This window comes from Nonomuraea sp. NPDC049646 (assembly GCF_044465525.1).
Taxonomy (GTDB): Bacteria; Actinomycetota; Actinomycetes; order Streptosporangiales; family Streptosporangiaceae; genus Nonomuraea.
In genome coordinates this window covers 1-14057 of the sequence record NZ_JBITLU010000031.1, presented here as the reverse complement: position 1 = coordinate 14057, position 14057 = coordinate 1, and the positions used below count along the sequence as shown (strand labels likewise).

Annotated in this window: 13 protein-coding genes; 8 read left to right on the top strand and 5 right to left on the bottom strand. The window is 74.3% G+C overall.

Going from position 1 to position 14057, the window contains the following annotated elements; genetic code table 11:
- Positions 1 to 5: 5 nt before the first annotated feature.
- Positions 6 to 1058, bottom strand: coding sequence for a Glu/Leu/Phe/Val dehydrogenase dimerization domain-containing protein (locus ACIBQ8_RS48980; protein WP_397195633.1), 1053 nt, complete (start codon positions 1056 to 1058; stop codon positions 6 to 8).
- A gap of 344 nt (positions 1059 to 1402) precedes the next feature.
- On the bottom strand, positions 1403 to 3280 hold the full coding sequence (locus tag ACIBQ8_RS48975; protein ID WP_397195632.1) for a trypsin-like serine peptidase: 1878 nt from the start codon (positions 3278 to 3280) through the stop codon (positions 1403 to 1405).
- Positions 3281 to 3624: 344 nt separating this feature from the next.
- On the opposite strand from ACIBQ8_RS48975, the gene ACIBQ8_RS48970 reads away from it, so the two are divergent.
- A complete protein-coding gene (locus ACIBQ8_RS48970; RefSeq protein ID WP_397195631.1) occupies positions 3625 to 4596 on the top strand; it encodes an NAD(P)-dependent alcohol dehydrogenase in 972 nt (323 codons plus the stop codon).
- A 1-nt stretch (position 4597) separates the two neighbouring features.
- On the opposite strand, the gene ACIBQ8_RS48965 is transcribed toward ACIBQ8_RS48970, so the two are convergent.
- Positions 4598 to 5326 (bottom strand): ThuA domain-containing protein, encoded by a 729-nt coding sequence (locus ACIBQ8_RS48965; RefSeq protein ID WP_397179069.1) that lies wholly within the window; start codon positions 5324 to 5326, stop codon positions 4598 to 4600.
- A gap of 144 nt (positions 5327 to 5470) precedes the next feature.
- On the opposite strand from ACIBQ8_RS48965, the gene ACIBQ8_RS48960 reads away from it, so the two are divergent.
- The 3 genes from ACIBQ8_RS48960 to ACIBQ8_RS48950 all read left to right on the top strand — a co-directional run bounded on the left by ACIBQ8_RS48960 (position 5471) and on the right by ACIBQ8_RS48950 (position 8564).
- A complete protein-coding gene (locus tag ACIBQ8_RS48960) occupies positions 5471 to 6541 on the top strand; it encodes a hypothetical protein (RefSeq protein ID WP_397195630.1) in 1071 nt (356 codons plus the stop codon).
- A gap of 161 nt (positions 6542 to 6702) precedes the next feature.
- Positions 6703 to 7884, top strand: a complete 1182-nt coding sequence (gene manA, locus ACIBQ8_RS48955; protein ID WP_397195629.1) for a mannose-6-phosphate isomerase, class I — start codon at positions 6703 to 6705, stop codon at positions 7882 to 7884.
- A gap of 59 nt (positions 7885 to 7943) precedes the next feature.
- Positions 7944 to 8564: a flavin reductase family protein gene (locus ACIBQ8_RS48950; protein WP_397179066.1), complete on the top strand. Its 621-nt coding sequence runs from the start codon at positions 7944 to 7946 to the stop codon at positions 8562 to 8564.
- A 13-nt stretch (positions 8565 to 8577) separates the two neighbouring features.
- Here ACIBQ8_RS48950 and ACIBQ8_RS48945 read toward each other — a convergent pair whose 3' ends face one another.
- Positions 8578 to 9273, bottom strand: coding sequence for a hypothetical protein (locus tag ACIBQ8_RS48945; RefSeq protein WP_397179065.1), 696 nt, complete (start codon positions 9271 to 9273; stop codon positions 8578 to 8580).
- A 248-nt stretch (positions 9274 to 9521) separates the two neighbouring features.
- On the opposite strand from ACIBQ8_RS48945, the gene ACIBQ8_RS48940 reads away from it, so the two are divergent.
- From ACIBQ8_RS48940 to ACIBQ8_RS48925, 4 genes are all read left to right on the top strand, one after another.
- Positions 9522 to 10031 (top strand): GNAT family N-acetyltransferase, encoded by a 510-nt coding sequence (locus tag ACIBQ8_RS48940; RefSeq protein WP_397195628.1) that lies wholly within the window; start codon positions 9522 to 9524, stop codon positions 10029 to 10031.
- A gap of 171 nt (positions 10032 to 10202) precedes the next feature.
- Positions 10203 to 11099, top strand: a complete 897-nt coding sequence (locus tag ACIBQ8_RS48935; protein ID WP_352363708.1) for an alpha/beta hydrolase — start codon at positions 10203 to 10205, stop codon at positions 11097 to 11099.
- Between the two features lie 69 nt (positions 11100 to 11168).
- Positions 11169 to 11630, top strand: a complete 462-nt coding sequence (locus ACIBQ8_RS48930; RefSeq protein ID WP_397195627.1) for a nuclear transport factor 2 family protein — start codon at positions 11169 to 11171, stop codon at positions 11628 to 11630.
- 146 nt (positions 11631 to 11776) lie between these two features.
- The gene (locus tag ACIBQ8_RS48925; protein ID WP_397179062.1) at positions 11777 to 12862 is read left to right on the top strand and encodes a hypothetical protein; all 1086 of its coding nucleotides are present in this window, start codon (positions 11777 to 11779) and stop codon (positions 12860 to 12862) included.
- A 51-nt stretch (positions 12863 to 12913) separates the two neighbouring features.
- On the opposite strand, the gene ACIBQ8_RS48920 is transcribed toward ACIBQ8_RS48925, so the two are convergent.
- Positions 12914 to 14057, bottom strand: a 1144-nt coding sequence (locus ACIBQ8_RS48920; RefSeq protein WP_397195626.1) for an MFS transporter, incomplete at its 5' end; no start/stop codon positions are given.

Genomic DNA, 14057 nt, shown 5'->3' with positions numbered 1-14057 from the left:
CCGTGTCAGGGGTCCTCTGGGTCGGGGGCCAAGGGTGGGGTGGGTGGGGGTTGCCAGGTTGTGAGAAAGGCTTGGGCCAGGGTGCAGGCGCCGGTGTACGGGCCCTCGGCGTGGGACAGGGCGGCGGCGGTGATCTCCGCGACGCGGTTCTCGACCAGGTGGCCGACCTCGTCCGCGGTGGAGACCGTGCCCGCCCGTTCGGCGAGGTAGCCGATCGTGGCCCCCGCGCCGCAGACGAAGTCCGCCAGCGCCACCACGCCCCGCTCCCCCAGCGTCCGCAGCCCCCGGGCGGTGTAGGGGACGTTCGCGGCCGGTGCGACCAGGGCGGCCCCCACCGTCGCCGCCCGCCGCGCCGACAGGGCGCCGGTTCGCGCCCCGGGGACCAGCACGTCGGCGGCCACCTCGTACAACGCCTCCGGGGGCAGCACGGGCAGGCCGAGCCGGGTCACGCACGCGTCGCCGTGCTCGGCGCGCAGTTCTTCCAGGGCCGCGACGTCCAGCCCGGCGGGGTCGATGACGCACCCGTGCAGGGTGGACAGGGCGACCAGGCGCGCGCCGCGCCGCGCCGCCTCCCGGACGACGGCGCTGCCCACCTTGCCGAAGCCCTCCACGGCCAACGTCCGACCGTCCAGGCCGCCGAGGGCCGTTCCGGCGGCCACGACCACGCCCAGCCCGGTCACGACGGTGTCCACCAGCTCGCCGCCGTCCTCCCCGTGCATGATCGAGTCGGGCCGGTACCCGGGCAGCGGCGCGAAGTCCTGCGTCCGCGTGCCGAGGTCCGAGGAGGTGAGGAAGGTACCCTTCTCGACCAGCGGCGCGATCTCCCGGCAGAAGCGCGCCACCGTGCCCGCCCGGTCGGCCGGCGAGGCCCGCAGCACCGCCTTGGCGCCGCCGATCCGCTCGCCGAGCACGGCCAGCTTGTACGTCATCGCCCGCGCCAGCAGCCCCGCCTCCTCACGGGTGACGTCCGGCGCCAGCCGGGTGCCGCCCGCGCTGACCGGGCAGTCCAGGTCGAAGGCGATGCAGCCGTCCACCGAGACGAGTTCCATGATCCTCATCCGCGCTCCCGCGTCCGTGCGAACCGTGCCTCCCGCCCAATCTCGACGCCACCCGCCCGCCTGTCCATGGGTCGGCATCGCCCGGAACGCCCTCCGACGCCCGGACGCCTGCCCATCGGACAGCGCCGACCGAAACAGCCGCCCCGAACGACCTCCAGCGCCCGGACGCCAACCCGCCGGACAGCGCCGACCGAAACAGCCGCCCCGAACGCGCTCCAAGGCCCCGACATCCCGGTCATGGTCGGCCCTGACCGGGATGTCCGGGCGCCTGTTCGTGGATCAGGGAGCGTTGTAGCCCGAGGCCGGGGAGGGTCATGGCGGCGTTCCAGCCGTCTGTTCGTGGGTCAGGGAGCGTTGTAGCCCAAGGTGTACGGACCTGTGCCGGAGTAGGAGTGCACCCGGTAGCGGTAGTAGCCGGCCGCCCCGGTGTAGGTGAGCGTCTCGTCGGCTCCCGACCCGGCGCTCTGCGCGACCGTCGCCCACGTGGACCCGTTCCAGCGTTGCAGGTACAGGTCGAAGTCGGCGCCGGACGGGCCGTCTAGGCACGCCTGGTGCGGGCCGGTGACGGTGGTCTGCAGATACCCGCCGTCCGGCTGGTACTGCTCCGCCCCGGAGGCCAGCGTCCCGGACTTGGTGGTCTCGTAGCCGGAGCAGCCGCCCGCGACGGCCACGGACAGGACAAACGCGGCCGTGTGGGTGGCGGCCGGGCCGATGCCGGTGACCGTGATCGTGTAGACGCCGCCGGGCGTCTGCGCGGAGGTGGAGACCGTCATGACGGACGTGCCGCCCGACTGGACGGTGGGCGGCGCGAACGTCACGGCGGCCCCCGCCGGCAGCCCGGAGGCCGCGAACTGCATCTGCTGCGGCCCGCCGCGCGTGACGGACGTGGAGATCGTGCTCGTGGTCGACCCGCCCGGCGTGACGCCGCCGCTCGCGGGCGACAGCGACATCGCGAAGTCGTCGCCGCCGCCGTTGGGCGGGGTGTTGTCGATCAGGCCGGAGATCTCGTTGTAGACCTCGGTGATCCGGGTCCCCCAGTTGGGGCAGCCGCCGAGGTGGTGCAGCGCGATCACCTTGTGGCTGGAGGCGGCGATCACCGGGGAGCCGGAGTTCCCGCCGGAGGTGTCACAGCGGTAGCCGGTGTTGACGCCCGACGACACCACGTCGATCTTGCAGGCCGCGCCGCCCTGCGTGTCCTCGTACAGGGACAGGCGCTTGGGGAGGGTGTCGCCGTGGCCGGGGATGTATATGCGCTCGCCCGCCACCGGGGGACGCGGATCGAGGTACAGGGTGCCGAACTGCTGGATCGCGGCGAAGTCGGCGACGCTGAAGAGCGTGTAGTCGAGCGCTTCGAGCGCGCTGGTCTTCAGGAACTGGCCGCCGCCGACCTTCGTCCCGGCGCCCGGGTCGTTGCCGCCGCAGGTGGCGCAGTCGTAGTCGAACTGGAACTCGCTGGCGCTCAGGTCGGCGGCGCTCTCCATGCAGTGGTGGTTGGTCAGCATGCGGTTGGTGTTGCCGACCCGCCAGGCCGTGCAGTAGCCGAGGCCGTTGAGGAGCTGGCGGGCCACGGCGCGGCTGCGGGCGTACTCGGTGGGGTTGCTGTCCTTGTAGCAGACGACGTCCCGCCGCGCGTCGGTGCCGCAGACGCTGAACGTCCGCGGTGTCAGGGCCGCGGCCTCCGCGGTGGTGTAGCCGCGGAAGTACCGGTCGATGCGCACGCCGAAGCCCTGCCGGGCCAGCCGGACGGCGTTGCGCGGCCCGGACGCGTGCAGGGTGACCACCGCCGTGTCGCCGTCCACGGAGAGCGCGGCGAAGCCGGGGACGCCGTGCAGCGTGTACCCGGAGCCGGCCGGATAGCGTCCGCGGGTGGGGTCGCCGTAGTAGGTGTGGGTCTCGCGGCCGTCCGGCGAGGCGACGGTGACGTAGTCGCCGGGCACGAGGGTGAGCGCGGCGAAGTGCACCTTGACGTAGCGGGAGCCGGGCCGGGTGACGCGCGCGCTCCAGCTCCGTCCGGCGGCGCCGTAGGGCAGGGTCAGGTCGGCGAGGACCTCCTCGCCGGCCGGGGAGACCCGGCTGTCGATGTGCGCGCGCAGGGGTGCGGCGGCGGGGGCCTGTGCGAGGGCGGGGGTCTGGGCGAGGGCGGGGGCCGGGGTCGCCGGCGCGACGACGGCCAGCGCGGCGATCAACGCCGTGGCCGCCGCTCTCCATCGGGAAGGACTCATGCGGGGGACACCTCCACGTGAGGGGTGACCGAAGCAGGCCGCCGGTCGCCGGGAGCCGGGACCGGTCCGGGCGCGGATCCAGGGTGCGGAGGCCGCGCCGGCCTGAGGCCGGCGGAGCCGGCGAACAGGCGGCCCGCCGTGGTGGGGGGTGGGCAGAGGGTAACTCCGCCTCCCATCCGTACCGTTATCGGTAGCGATACCGATATTTCGGGTTATCGGGTGGAAGGCTCCGGCGTGTCACATCAGGCAGCCCCTCCGAGCCGAGAGATGTACAAAATCATTGACACGATGTCCGCCTTCTTTTACGTTCATCATGTCTACTTTCTTTGACATGGAGACCTGCCTTGAAGGCCATCACCCGGCACGTCTACGGCCCCCCGGCCCTCACCGACCTCGACCGTCCCGCCCCCGGCCCCGGCGAAGCGCTCCTGCGCGTGCACGCCGCCTGCCTCGACCACGGCGTCTGGCACCTCGGCGCCGGGCTGCCCTACCCCGTCCGCCTCGCCACCGGGCTGCGCCGCCCCCGCTCACCCCTCCTCGGCCGCGACGTCGCCGGGACCGTCGAGGCCGTCGGCCCGGGGGTCACCGGCCTGGCGGCCGGCGACGAGGTCTTCGGCGTCTGCGACGGCGCGCTCGCCGAGCACGCCGTCGCCCGCGCGGACCGGCTCGTCCCGAGGCCGGCCGGCCTGTCGGCCGAGGCCGCCGCCGTCCCCACCGGCGGCCTGACCGCGCTCCAGGCGCTGCGCGACCACGCCCGCCTGCGCCCGGGGCAGCGCGTGCTGGTCATCGGCGCGGGCGGCGGGGTGGGGACGTTCGCCGTCCAGCTCGCCAAGGCGCAGGGCGCGCACGTCACCGGCGTCTGCGGCCCCGGCAAGGGCGACCTCATCCGCTCACTCGGCGCGGACGAGGTCGTCGACTACACCCGCCAGGACCCGGCCGCCGGCCCCGGCCGCTACGACGTCGTCCTCGACACCGCGGGCAACCGCCGGCTGCGGGACCTGCGGCGGCTGCTCACCCGCCGGGGCACGCTCGTGATCGTCGGCGGCGAGAACGCCTCCGGCCGCTGGCTGCACGGCACCGGCCGCCAGCTCCGGGCGACGGCGCTGTCGCCGTTCGTCCGGCACACCCTGCGCGCCCCGATCACCAGGACCGACCCGGCGGACCTGCGCCACCTGGCCGGCCTCGCCGCCACAGGGGAGCTCACCCCCGTGGTCGGCAGGACGTTCCCGCTGGCCGGCTTCTCCGACGCGATGGACCACCTGCGGTCCGGCCACGTGACCGGCAAGGTCGTCATCGTCATGCCCGGCCGAAGGTAGGTCACCAGTCGCCCACGGCGACGCGGGTGTTGCGCAGCGGTTCGCCCGCGCCCTCGGCCGGTGCCGCCCACACCACCGCGTTGGCCAGGATCCGCCGCACGCCCGGCTGGTGGAAGACCGGGTAGTTCTGGTCGCCGGGGCTGAAGTAGAAGACGCGTCCCTTGCCGCGCCGGTAGCAGCAGCCGCTGCGGAACACCTCGCCGCCGGAGAAGGAGCTGACGAACACCAGCTCGTCGGGCGCCGGGACGCCGAACGGCTCGCCGTAGGTCTCCTGCTCGGGGATGACCAGCGGCTGGGGCACGCCCGCGGCGATCGGGTGGGCCGGCTCGACCGTCCAGACCAGCTCGCGGTCGGCGCTGTCGCGCCAGTTGACCGTGCAGGTGGTGCCCATGAGGGCGCGGAAGACCTTGGAGTAATGGCCCGAGTGCAGCACCAGCAGGCCCATCCCGGCCCAGACGCGCTCGCACACCCGCGCCACGACCTCGTCGTCCACCTCCTCGTGCGCCGCGTGCCCCCACCAGGTGAGCACGTCGGTGCCGGCCAGCGTCGCGGCGTCGAGGCCGTGCTCGGGGTCCTGCAAGGTCGCGGTGCGCACGCGCACCCGCTCCCCCAGGTGCTCGCGCAGGCCGGCGGCGACCGCGCCGTGCATGCCCTCGGGGTAGCGGCGGCGCACCTCCTCCTCCCGCTGCTCGTGTACGTTCTCGCCCCAGACGGTCACGTTGATGCTCACGCGCGATGCTCTCCCTCCGGACTGCCGCACCTACCGTCCGGTCCTTACCCGTCCGCCCGCCGGTTCCGCCGCCAGGGGGCGGACGGAAAATGTCTCGCGGGAGGAAGGGCGGTTTGGGTAGGTTCGCCAGTGACCATGGAAGTCATGCGGAGCCGCGCGCCGGACGGCCAGCCCGTCGAGATCGCCTGCGACGAGTCCGGCGCGGAGGGCGAGAAGCTCGTCGGCGGCAACACCGACGTGTTCGCCCACGCCGGCGTCTCCCTCGACGTGACCGCCGCGGCCGAGTGCGTACGCGAGCTGCGCCTCAGGGCGCCCTCCCCGGTCACCGAGTACAAGGCCGGGCACGTGCTGCGCGAGAAGAACCGGGCCACCCTGGTCTGGCTGCTCGGCCCGTCCGGCCCCATCCTCGGACGGGCCCGCGTCCACCTGACCGACAAGGCGTACTTCGCCGTGAGCAAGGTGACCGACCTGCTCACCGGCCACCACTCCAGCCTCGGCCTCGACCAAAACGAACGCTCGGCCGCCCTGGCCGTCACCCTCTACCAGGAGGGCCGCCGCGCCTTCGGCCCCGCCCGCTGGACGGCCTTCCTCGACGCCTTCAACCACCTGCTGCGGGCCAGGAACGGCCGCGGCCCCGAGATCTCCGCCGAGTCGGTCTTCGAGCTGGTCGCCGACCTGCGCACCACCCCCGGCCCGGCCGGCGAGATCATGGACGCTCTGTGGGCCGCCCGGCCGCTCGTGGACGCCTTCACCGCGCGCCTGCTCGACGACCCGCACGTCTTCCCCGCGCTCGACCCGCTGATCCCGGCCATCGCGCACGCGGTCGCCCACTGGGGCGCGGGCGGCCGTCCCGTCTCGGTGGTGCACGACCGGCAGACGACGCTGACCGAGGAGCGCATCGAGCGGCTGCGGCTGCTGCTGGCCCGTCCGGACGGCCCCGCCGGCCCGCTGGTGCTGACCAGCCTGACGCTGGTCGCCTCGCACCTGGACCCCCGCGTCCAGGTGGCCGACATCGTCGCCGGGGTGGCGCGCAAGATCGCATCCGAGGAGCTCAACGGCCGCGGCGACCCCGAGCTGACCGGCCTGCTGCGCCCGTACGTCGACCTCGCGTCGGTCTGGCCGGACGAGCGCAGCCGGGCCGCGCTGATCGCGGGTCAGCCGAGCCAGGCGCGCGCCTCGGCGGCGGCCTCCGGGCCGAGCACCGGCTGGGAGTAGACCTCGATCAGCGTGCGCATCAGCAGGCGCCCGCCCTCCGGCGCGGACAGGCCGAGCGAGCCCCCCGCCGACTCGGCGATGTCGCGGATCGTGGCCCGCTCGAACGGTGCTCCCGGCCCCGGCCGCGCGGGAGCGGCCGCCGGCGACTACGCTCCTGCCCTGTGCCGACGTTCGAACTGCCCCTGCGCCTGGACACCACGATCCGGCCCTACGACTGGGGTTCCGTCACCGCCATGCCCGAGCTGTTCGGCACCGAGCCGACCGGCCGCCCGCAGGCCGAGCTCTGGATGGGCGCCCATCCCGCCGACCCGTCGATCGCCGGCGGCGTGCCCCTCGACCGGCTCATCGCCGGCGACCCCGTCGCCGCACTCGGCGCGCCGGCGGTGGCGAGGTTCGGGCCCGCGCTGCCGTACCTGCTGAAGGTGCTCGCGGTGGCCCGGCCGCTGTCGCTCCAGGTCCACCCCACGATCGCGCAGGCCGAGGCCGGGTTCGCCGCCGAGGAGGCGCGCGGCGTGCCGATCGGCGACCCGGCCCGCACCTACAAGGACCGCTCGCACAAGCCCGAGATGGTCTGCGCGGTCACGCCCTTCCACGGGCTGTGCGGCTTCCGCTCCCCCGTCGTCACCGCCGGGCTGCTCGCCCGGCTCGGCGTGCCGGGCCTGCAGCCCTGGATCGACGCGCTCGCCGTCCGGCCCGCCGGTGAGGCCCTGCGCGCGGTGTTCGCGCAGATGCTCGACGACGCCTCCGCGCCGCTGCGCGCCCAGGTCGAGGACGCCCTCAGTGATAGCTCCGACCCCGATCTGGCGCCGTACGCCGACCTCGCCGCGGCCTGCCCCGGCGACCCGGGAGTCGTGGCCGCGCTGCTGCTCAACCACGTCGACCTGCGGCCCGGCCAGGCCCTCTACCTCGGCGCCGGCGTGCCGCACGCCTACCTGGGCGGCGTCGGCGTGGAGATCATGGCCAGCTCCGACAACGTCCTGCGCTGCGGGCTGACCACCAAGCACGTCGACGCGCCCGAGCTGATGCGGGTGGTCGACTTCACGCCCGCCGAGCCGCACCTGGTCGAGCCCGAGCGTCCGGCCGGCGGCGAGTGGCGCTACGTCCCGCCCGCCCCCGAGTTCGCCCTCACGCGCTACGACCTGGCCGAGGCCGCCCCCTTCGAGCTGCCCGCCGGGCTGCCCCGGATCGTGTTGTGCCTGGAGGGCGAGGCCCGCCTGATCCCGGATCGGGGCGAGCTGACGCTGCGGCCGGGCGAGTCGGCGTTCGTCCCGGCCGTCGCGGGCGCCGGCCTGTCCGGCAAGGGCGTGGCGTACGTGGCCCAGCCGGGCGCCTTTACGATGTAGATCAGAACGACGGAGACATTTCGGCCGGCGGTTGAACGTCGCGTTCCTAGGCTCCTGCCATGAACACGGCAACCCTCGGCCACGTCGCCATCGAGCCCAGCATCCTCTACTTCGGCACCCCGGTCGTGCTGCTGAGCACGGAGAACCCCGACGGCTCGGCCAACCTGGCCCCGATGTCGTCGGCCTGGGCGCTCGGCCGGACCGTCGTGCTCGGGCTCGGCGCCGACGGGCAGACCGCGCGCAACCTGGCCGACCGGCCAGAACTGGTCGTCAACCTGCCGGCGCCGCACCTGTGGCCGCAGGTGGAACGGCTCGCGCCGCTCACCGGCCGCGACCCGGTGCCCGACACCAAGGCGGCCGGCTGCCGCTTCGAGCCCGACAAGTTCGGCGCGGCGGGCCTGCGCCCCGAGCCCTCGCAGACCGTGCGGCCGCCGCGCGTGGCCGAGTGCCCCCTCCAGCTCGAGGCGGCCGCGGTGCGGATCTCGCCGAACGAGTCCGCGGACTTCGTCATCGTCGAGGCCGTCGTGCGCAGGGTGCACGCCGACCCGCGGATCGTCGTCCCCGGCACCCAGCACGTGGACCCGTCCGCGTGGAGCCCGCTGCTGTACAACTTCCGCCACTACTTCGGCCTCGGCGAGGAGCTCGGCCACTCCTACCGGTCGCAGACGCCGTCGGCCTGAGCCCCGCGGCGGGTCAGCCGGCCCGCGAGCCGCACCCGGCGTACGACCCGACCGGCGAGGAGACGGCAGGCCGGCCCGGCCCCAGCGCCGAGGCCAGCGCCGACGGCTCCTCCAGCCCGCGCGGCGGCGGCGTCGGACGGTCGGCCGCCACGGTCAGCACGAGCGGCCCGAACCGGCGCCACCACCCGTGCGCCACCCCGCGCCCGCCCGCGCGCACGGTCAGCGCGCTCCACCCGTCGCGGGGCCGCCCGCAGCCCAGCGACACCTCCAGCGCCCGGGGGTCGGCGCGGCGCAGCACCTCGGCCGCGCTCTCCTTGGCCGACCACAGCAGGCTGCCCAGCAGCGGGTCGTCGCCGGCGATCCGCTGCTCCTGGCGGGTGAACCGGTCGGCGACGAGCCCCGCGCCGCGCGGCTCGACCCGTTGCAGGTCGCAGCCGACGGCCCCCGGCTCCAGGCCGAGCAGGCACACCGCCCATCCGGCGCGGCTGGTGATCGAGATGCCCACCGGCAGCGGGCGGCCGTCCCGCCACGCCTGCGCCGCGCCGTCGGGGCGGCGCCGCACGTCGGGGTCACCGGCGGGGCCGGGACAGACCAGGTGCAGCGCCTGACTGACGGTCCAGCGGGCGAGCGGGTGCTCGGCGGGCCGCCCGTCGCCCGTCCGGTCCTCCCCCGCCGGGAGTTGCCCCTCCCCGCGAGCCAGCCACCTCATCGAGCCTCCATTCCGCGCTCCCGCGCTACGGATGACCTCCGGCCGCGGCACGGCGGCCGGGATCGCGTGATCGACCGACCCGGCCGCCACGCCCGGACGGCCGTCTCGCGCAGCTTCTCCGCCCGCACCTCCTCGAACGCCTCGTGCGGCGGCCGACGCGCCGAGCGCCGCCCCGCGTGCGTGCATACCCGTACGTGCCCGCGCTCCGCCGCCGGACACCCGCGGGACCTCTCGACTAGTGTGATCTTGTGACCGGAATTTTCACAGTGTTCCCAGCCTCGCCGGGCGACGGCGAGACGCTGGGAGAGATCCACGCCGAATCCTGGAAGGCCGCCTACGCCGGCTTCTTCTCCCCCGACTTCTTCGACCAGGCCGTGCGACACCGGCGCGGCAAATGGCACGACGTGCTCGCCGAGACCCCGGCGGGCCTGGTGCTGGCCGCGCTCGACGGGCGGCGGCTGGCCTTCTCCTGGTTCGGGCCCTCGCCGTCGCGGGCGCGCGCGGCGGAGATCCTCGGCTTCTACGGCCATCCCGACGGCTGGGGCACGGGCGTGGCCGCCGCCCTGATGACCGACACCCTGCGCCGCATCCGCGACGAGGGCTTCACCGGGGTGCACCTGTGGACGCTGCGCGACACGCCTCAGGCGCGCCGGTTCTACGCCAAGAGCGGCTTCACCGAGTCCGGCGCCGCCCGCACCCACGACTACGGCGACGGCAACCCGGTCGAGCAGGTCGAGTACGAGCTGTCCTTCCCCTGACCGCCGCCGCCTTCCACGCGTGCCGACTTGACAGAGTTCCCCGGCGTATTTCGCGGTGAATACCCCGGCGCGGGCTCTCTCGTTGACCGTCTCCATGGCCCATGGCAACCATTCTTGAGTATGGCCAAGCGGGCACGAGAAACGGTCGAGTGATCGCGTGAGAGGAATGGCATGAGCGCGAATGCTTTGTACGCCGGTCGAGACTGGAAACTCGACCACGACAAGCGAGTCAAGGTCAGCAACGCGGAACTTCGTTACACCGTCGTGGGGCGCGGCGAGCCCGTCCTGTGCATCCACTGCACCTCCATTTCGGACGGTCTCATCACGCCGCTCCTGAAGTACAACCCGGAGCTGCTGGACAAGTACCAGTTCATCAGCTATTACCGCGCCGGTTACAACGGCAGCACGCTGGAGAAGGACAGCCTCAGCATCGAGGAGGGCGCCGAGCACGCCAAGCAGCTCCTCGACCACCTCGGCATCGACAAGGCGCACGTCATGTCGTACTCCTTCGGCGGGGTGATCGGCTTCCAGTTCATGCTCTCCTACCCCGAGCGCACGCACTCGGCGGTGCTGCTGGAGCCGTACCTGCCGCGTGAGGGCGCCGAGGCCGAGAAGGCCAACAACGACGCCGTGATGACGGCCATCGAGCTGGTGCAGAAGGGCGACAAGCTCACCGCCGCCTGCGACTTCATGGCCGCCGTCTGCGGCCCGAGCTACCTCGGCTCGGTGGACATGACCTGCCCCCTCGACGTGTGGGAGCGGGTCGAGGAGTGCGCGGACGTCACGTTCAAGGTCGACTTCCCGGCGCTGGGCGGCTGGGGCTTCCGCATGTCCAAGGCCGACCAGCTCGTGCCGGACAAGCCGCGGATGCCGGTGCTGGCCGTGATGGGCCTGGACAGTGAGGCGGCCATGCCCGGCTTCCGGGAGGCCCAGCACTTCCTCATGAACTGGCTGCCCCAGGCCGAGCGCTGCGGCATCGTCGGCGCCACCCACGGCCTGCAGATCATGAACCCGAGGGCGGTCGGCGAAGGCGTCTCGGCCTTCCTCGCCAAGCACCCGATGCAGTAGCACCCGAGGCAGCACCCCCGAGGCAGCACCTCCCGACGCAGTACCCCCCGAGGCAGTGAGAGGAGAGCGATGTCGGATCTGACGGCTGAGCGACTGGCGGCGGCACACCAGGCGCTGCGGTCCGGCGACCGCGAGCGCGCGCTGGAGTACTGGCACCCCGACGTGCGGTTCCAGTCCCCCGGCAACCACCCGTACGCCGGATGGCACGACGGCCTGGACGCCTTCATGGGCTTCATCAAGACCTGGCAGCGGCTGGCCGGCGGCACCCTGCGCATGGAGCAGATCGCCTGCCTGGTCAACCCGGTGGACGGCTACACCATCGACGTCAACCGGTGCACCGCCGTGCGCAGGCGCACCGGCTCGGACGGCACCTCCTTCTACGAGCACCTGCAGATGGAGGGTGTGGACCTGATGCGGTGGGAGAACGGCCGCGTCGTGGAGGGCCGCGGCGGCATCTTCGGCGACGGGACCGCCAACTTCAGCTCGTTCTTCGGCCCGATCGGCCCCGACGGGGTCAGATCCGACGACTGAGCGGGCGGATCCCGGGCGGGCCGGTCGGTACCGGCCCGCTTTCTCGTGCCCGGAGCCCGTCCCGGCCGTCCTGCGTGCCCCCTTTCCCGCAGGAACGCGCCCGCACTCGTGCCCTTGTTCGCAGGAACGCGCCCACAGGAGAAGACATGACCCGTTTCCGTGGCGTCCTCCGCGCCTCCGCCGCCGCCCTGGCCGTCACCGCCGCGCTGGCGGCGGCGACCCCGGCCCAGGCGCTGCTTGCCCCGTCCTTCCGGGCCGTGGACCCGCCCGGCGACCCCACCACCCTCTGGAACGTCGACGTGCTGGACGCCGCCCACGCCTACGCCGTCGGCTGGCGCGGCTACGACGGCTCGCCGGACACCTCCGTGCTGCGCTGGGACGGCACGTCCTGGACCAGGCTGCCGCTCACCGCCGGCTACGACGTGCCCAGCCCGTGCTGCGTCGCGGCCGTCGCGCCGGACCAGGTGTACGTCACCGGCAGCAGGACCATCGCCGACGTCTCCTGGCCGCGCTCGGCGTACTGGAACGGCTCGGCCTGGTCGGAGATCCCGCCCCCGCCCGGCTGGACGCCCCCGCTGCCCGGCGACGAGTGGACCGGCCCGATCGCCGCCACCAAGGACGGCTCGCTCTGGTCGATCAGGTACAGGAACACCGGCGGCACCGACATCCTGCGCCTGCGCCAGGGCTCCTGGACGGTCTACCCGCGCACCGAGAACCTGGGCCTGCTGCGCGCCGTCGACGGCGGCGACCAGATCGTCTTCGCCGCCGAGAACGGCGTCGTCCTGTGGGACGGCACGGCCCTGCGCTCGCTGGGCAGGCCGGGCCTCAGCCCCCGGGGCGTGTACGTCGAGGGCCCCGACAGGATCTGGGTCAGCGGCTACCAGCCCCGTACCAACCGGCCCGCCACCCCGGCGATCGCCCGCTACGACGGCGCCCGCTGGACCGTCTCGGCGCTGCCCGGCGACCCGGGCAACGGCTCGGCGAGCCTCAGCGGCGACGGCGCGGGCCACCTGATCCTCCCGACCGGCGGCGGCACCACCGCACCCGCCTACCTGTACTTCGACGGCGCCTCGTGGACCCGGGTCAGCGGCCCGGCCCGCCCGTCTGCCGGGTACGCCGGCGCGTACGCGGTGGACCGCGTGCCCGGCACGTCCACGATCCTGTCGGTGGGCGGCGCCAACGTGACCAGCCTGACCGGGTTCGCGATCAGCGAGCTGATCGGCCCCCGCTGAGCGGGCGGCGCGGACCGCGCGGGCGGGGAGTGGCGGCCGGCCCCTCCCCGCTCACGCGCGCCCGCCGGCGCCGGTGACGCGACCGGCGCGGATCGCCGCGACGAGCGTGCCGGCCAGCAGCAGCGCCGAGGTGACCGTCAGGACCAAACCCAGCCGGTGCAGCCCCTCGTCGGTGGCGCGCTCGCCGTAGGTCACGCTGATGAGCAGCGCCGAGCAGATGGCCCCGGCGTACTGCGAGGTGCGCAGCAGGCCGGCGGCCATGCCGATCTGGCCGGGCGGCGCCTGGGCGTACATGGCGGCCTGGTTGCCGACGATGTTGAGCCCGTTCTGCACCCCGAAGACCATGCTGAGCAGACACAACGACAGGATGGACGCGCCGCCGTCGAGCGCCGGCAGCCAGGCGCAGCCCGCCAGCAGGGCCGCGGCGCCGGCCGGCAACATCCAGCGCGCCCTGACCGACGTGCCGTCGGCGCGCGCGGCCAGTCCCGAGACCACCGCGCCCACGGCCGAGGTGGGCGTCAGCAGCAGCCCGGCGACCGCCGCCGTCAAGCCTCTGCCCTGCTCCAGCCACTGCGTCCAGCCGTACAGGAAGCCGTAGGTGGCCATGAAGGTCACCGCGTTGCGCAGGTAGGTGACCAGCAGCGGCCGGTTGCCGGCCAGGTCGCGCAGGCTGCCGCCGCCGCCCGCGCCGGAGCGCTCGTACGGCTCGTCGCGCGGCAGCCACAGCAGCGCCGAGACCACCCCGGCCACGGCCATCGGCAGGTTGACCAGGAAGATCCAGCGCCAGCCGCCGAGCGCGTCGAGCAGCCCGCCGAGCGGCGGCCCGAGCACCATGCTGACCTGCCCGGCCATGGCCAGCGCGCCCATCACCGAGGCGGGCGCGGCGCCGCCGGACCGCTGCGACCTGCGGCGGACCATGCTCATGGCGGCCGGGTAGGCGGCCGAGGTGCCCAGGCCGATCACCACGCGGGCGGCCACGAGCAGGCCGAGGGTCGGCGCCCAGTAGCCGAGCAGCCCGCCGGCCGCGACCGTGACCAGCCCGGCCAGGTAGACGCGGCGCGGGCCGAGCCGGGGGGGGGGGCGGCGCCCCCCCCCCCCGCGCCCCGCGCGGGGGCGCGGGCCGCCCCCCCCCCCCCCCCCCCCCCCCCCGCCCCCCGCCGCGGGGGGCCGGACAACCGGCCGGGGTCGGTATAAG

Excerpts from the sequence above, each read along its gene's own strand:
- ACIBQ8_RS48980 (WP_397195633.1), bottom strand. The coding sequence starts at position 1,058 with ATGAGGATCATGGAACTCGTCTCGGTGGACGGCTGCATCGCCTTCGAC.
- ACIBQ8_RS48975 (WP_397195632.1), bottom strand. The coding sequence starts at position 3,280 with ATGAGTCCTTCCCGATGGAGAGCGGCGGCCACGGCGTTGATCGCCGCG.
- ACIBQ8_RS48960 (WP_397195630.1), top strand. The coding sequence starts at position 5,471 with ATGCGGAGCCGCGCGCCGGACGGCCAGCCCGTCGAGATCGCCTGCGAC.
- ACIBQ8_RS48950 (WP_397179066.1), top strand. The coding sequence starts at position 7,944 with ATGAACACGGCAACCCTCGGCCACGTCGCCATCGAGCCCAGCATCCTC.
- ACIBQ8_RS48945 (WP_397179065.1), bottom strand. The coding sequence starts at position 9,273 with ATGAGGTGGCTGGCTCGCGGGGAGGGGCAACTCCCGGCGGGGGAGGAC.
- ACIBQ8_RS48935 (WP_352363708.1), top strand. The coding sequence starts at position 10,203 with ATGAGCGCGAATGCTTTGTACGCCGGTCGAGACTGGAAACTCGACCAC.
- ACIBQ8_RS48930 (WP_397195627.1), top strand. The coding sequence starts at position 11,169 with ATGTCGGATCTGACGGCTGAGCGACTGGCGGCGGCACACCAGGCGCTG.
- ACIBQ8_RS48925 (WP_397179062.1), top strand. The coding sequence starts at position 11,777 with ATGACCCGTTTCCGTGGCGTCCTCCGCGCCTCCGCCGCCGCCCTGGCC.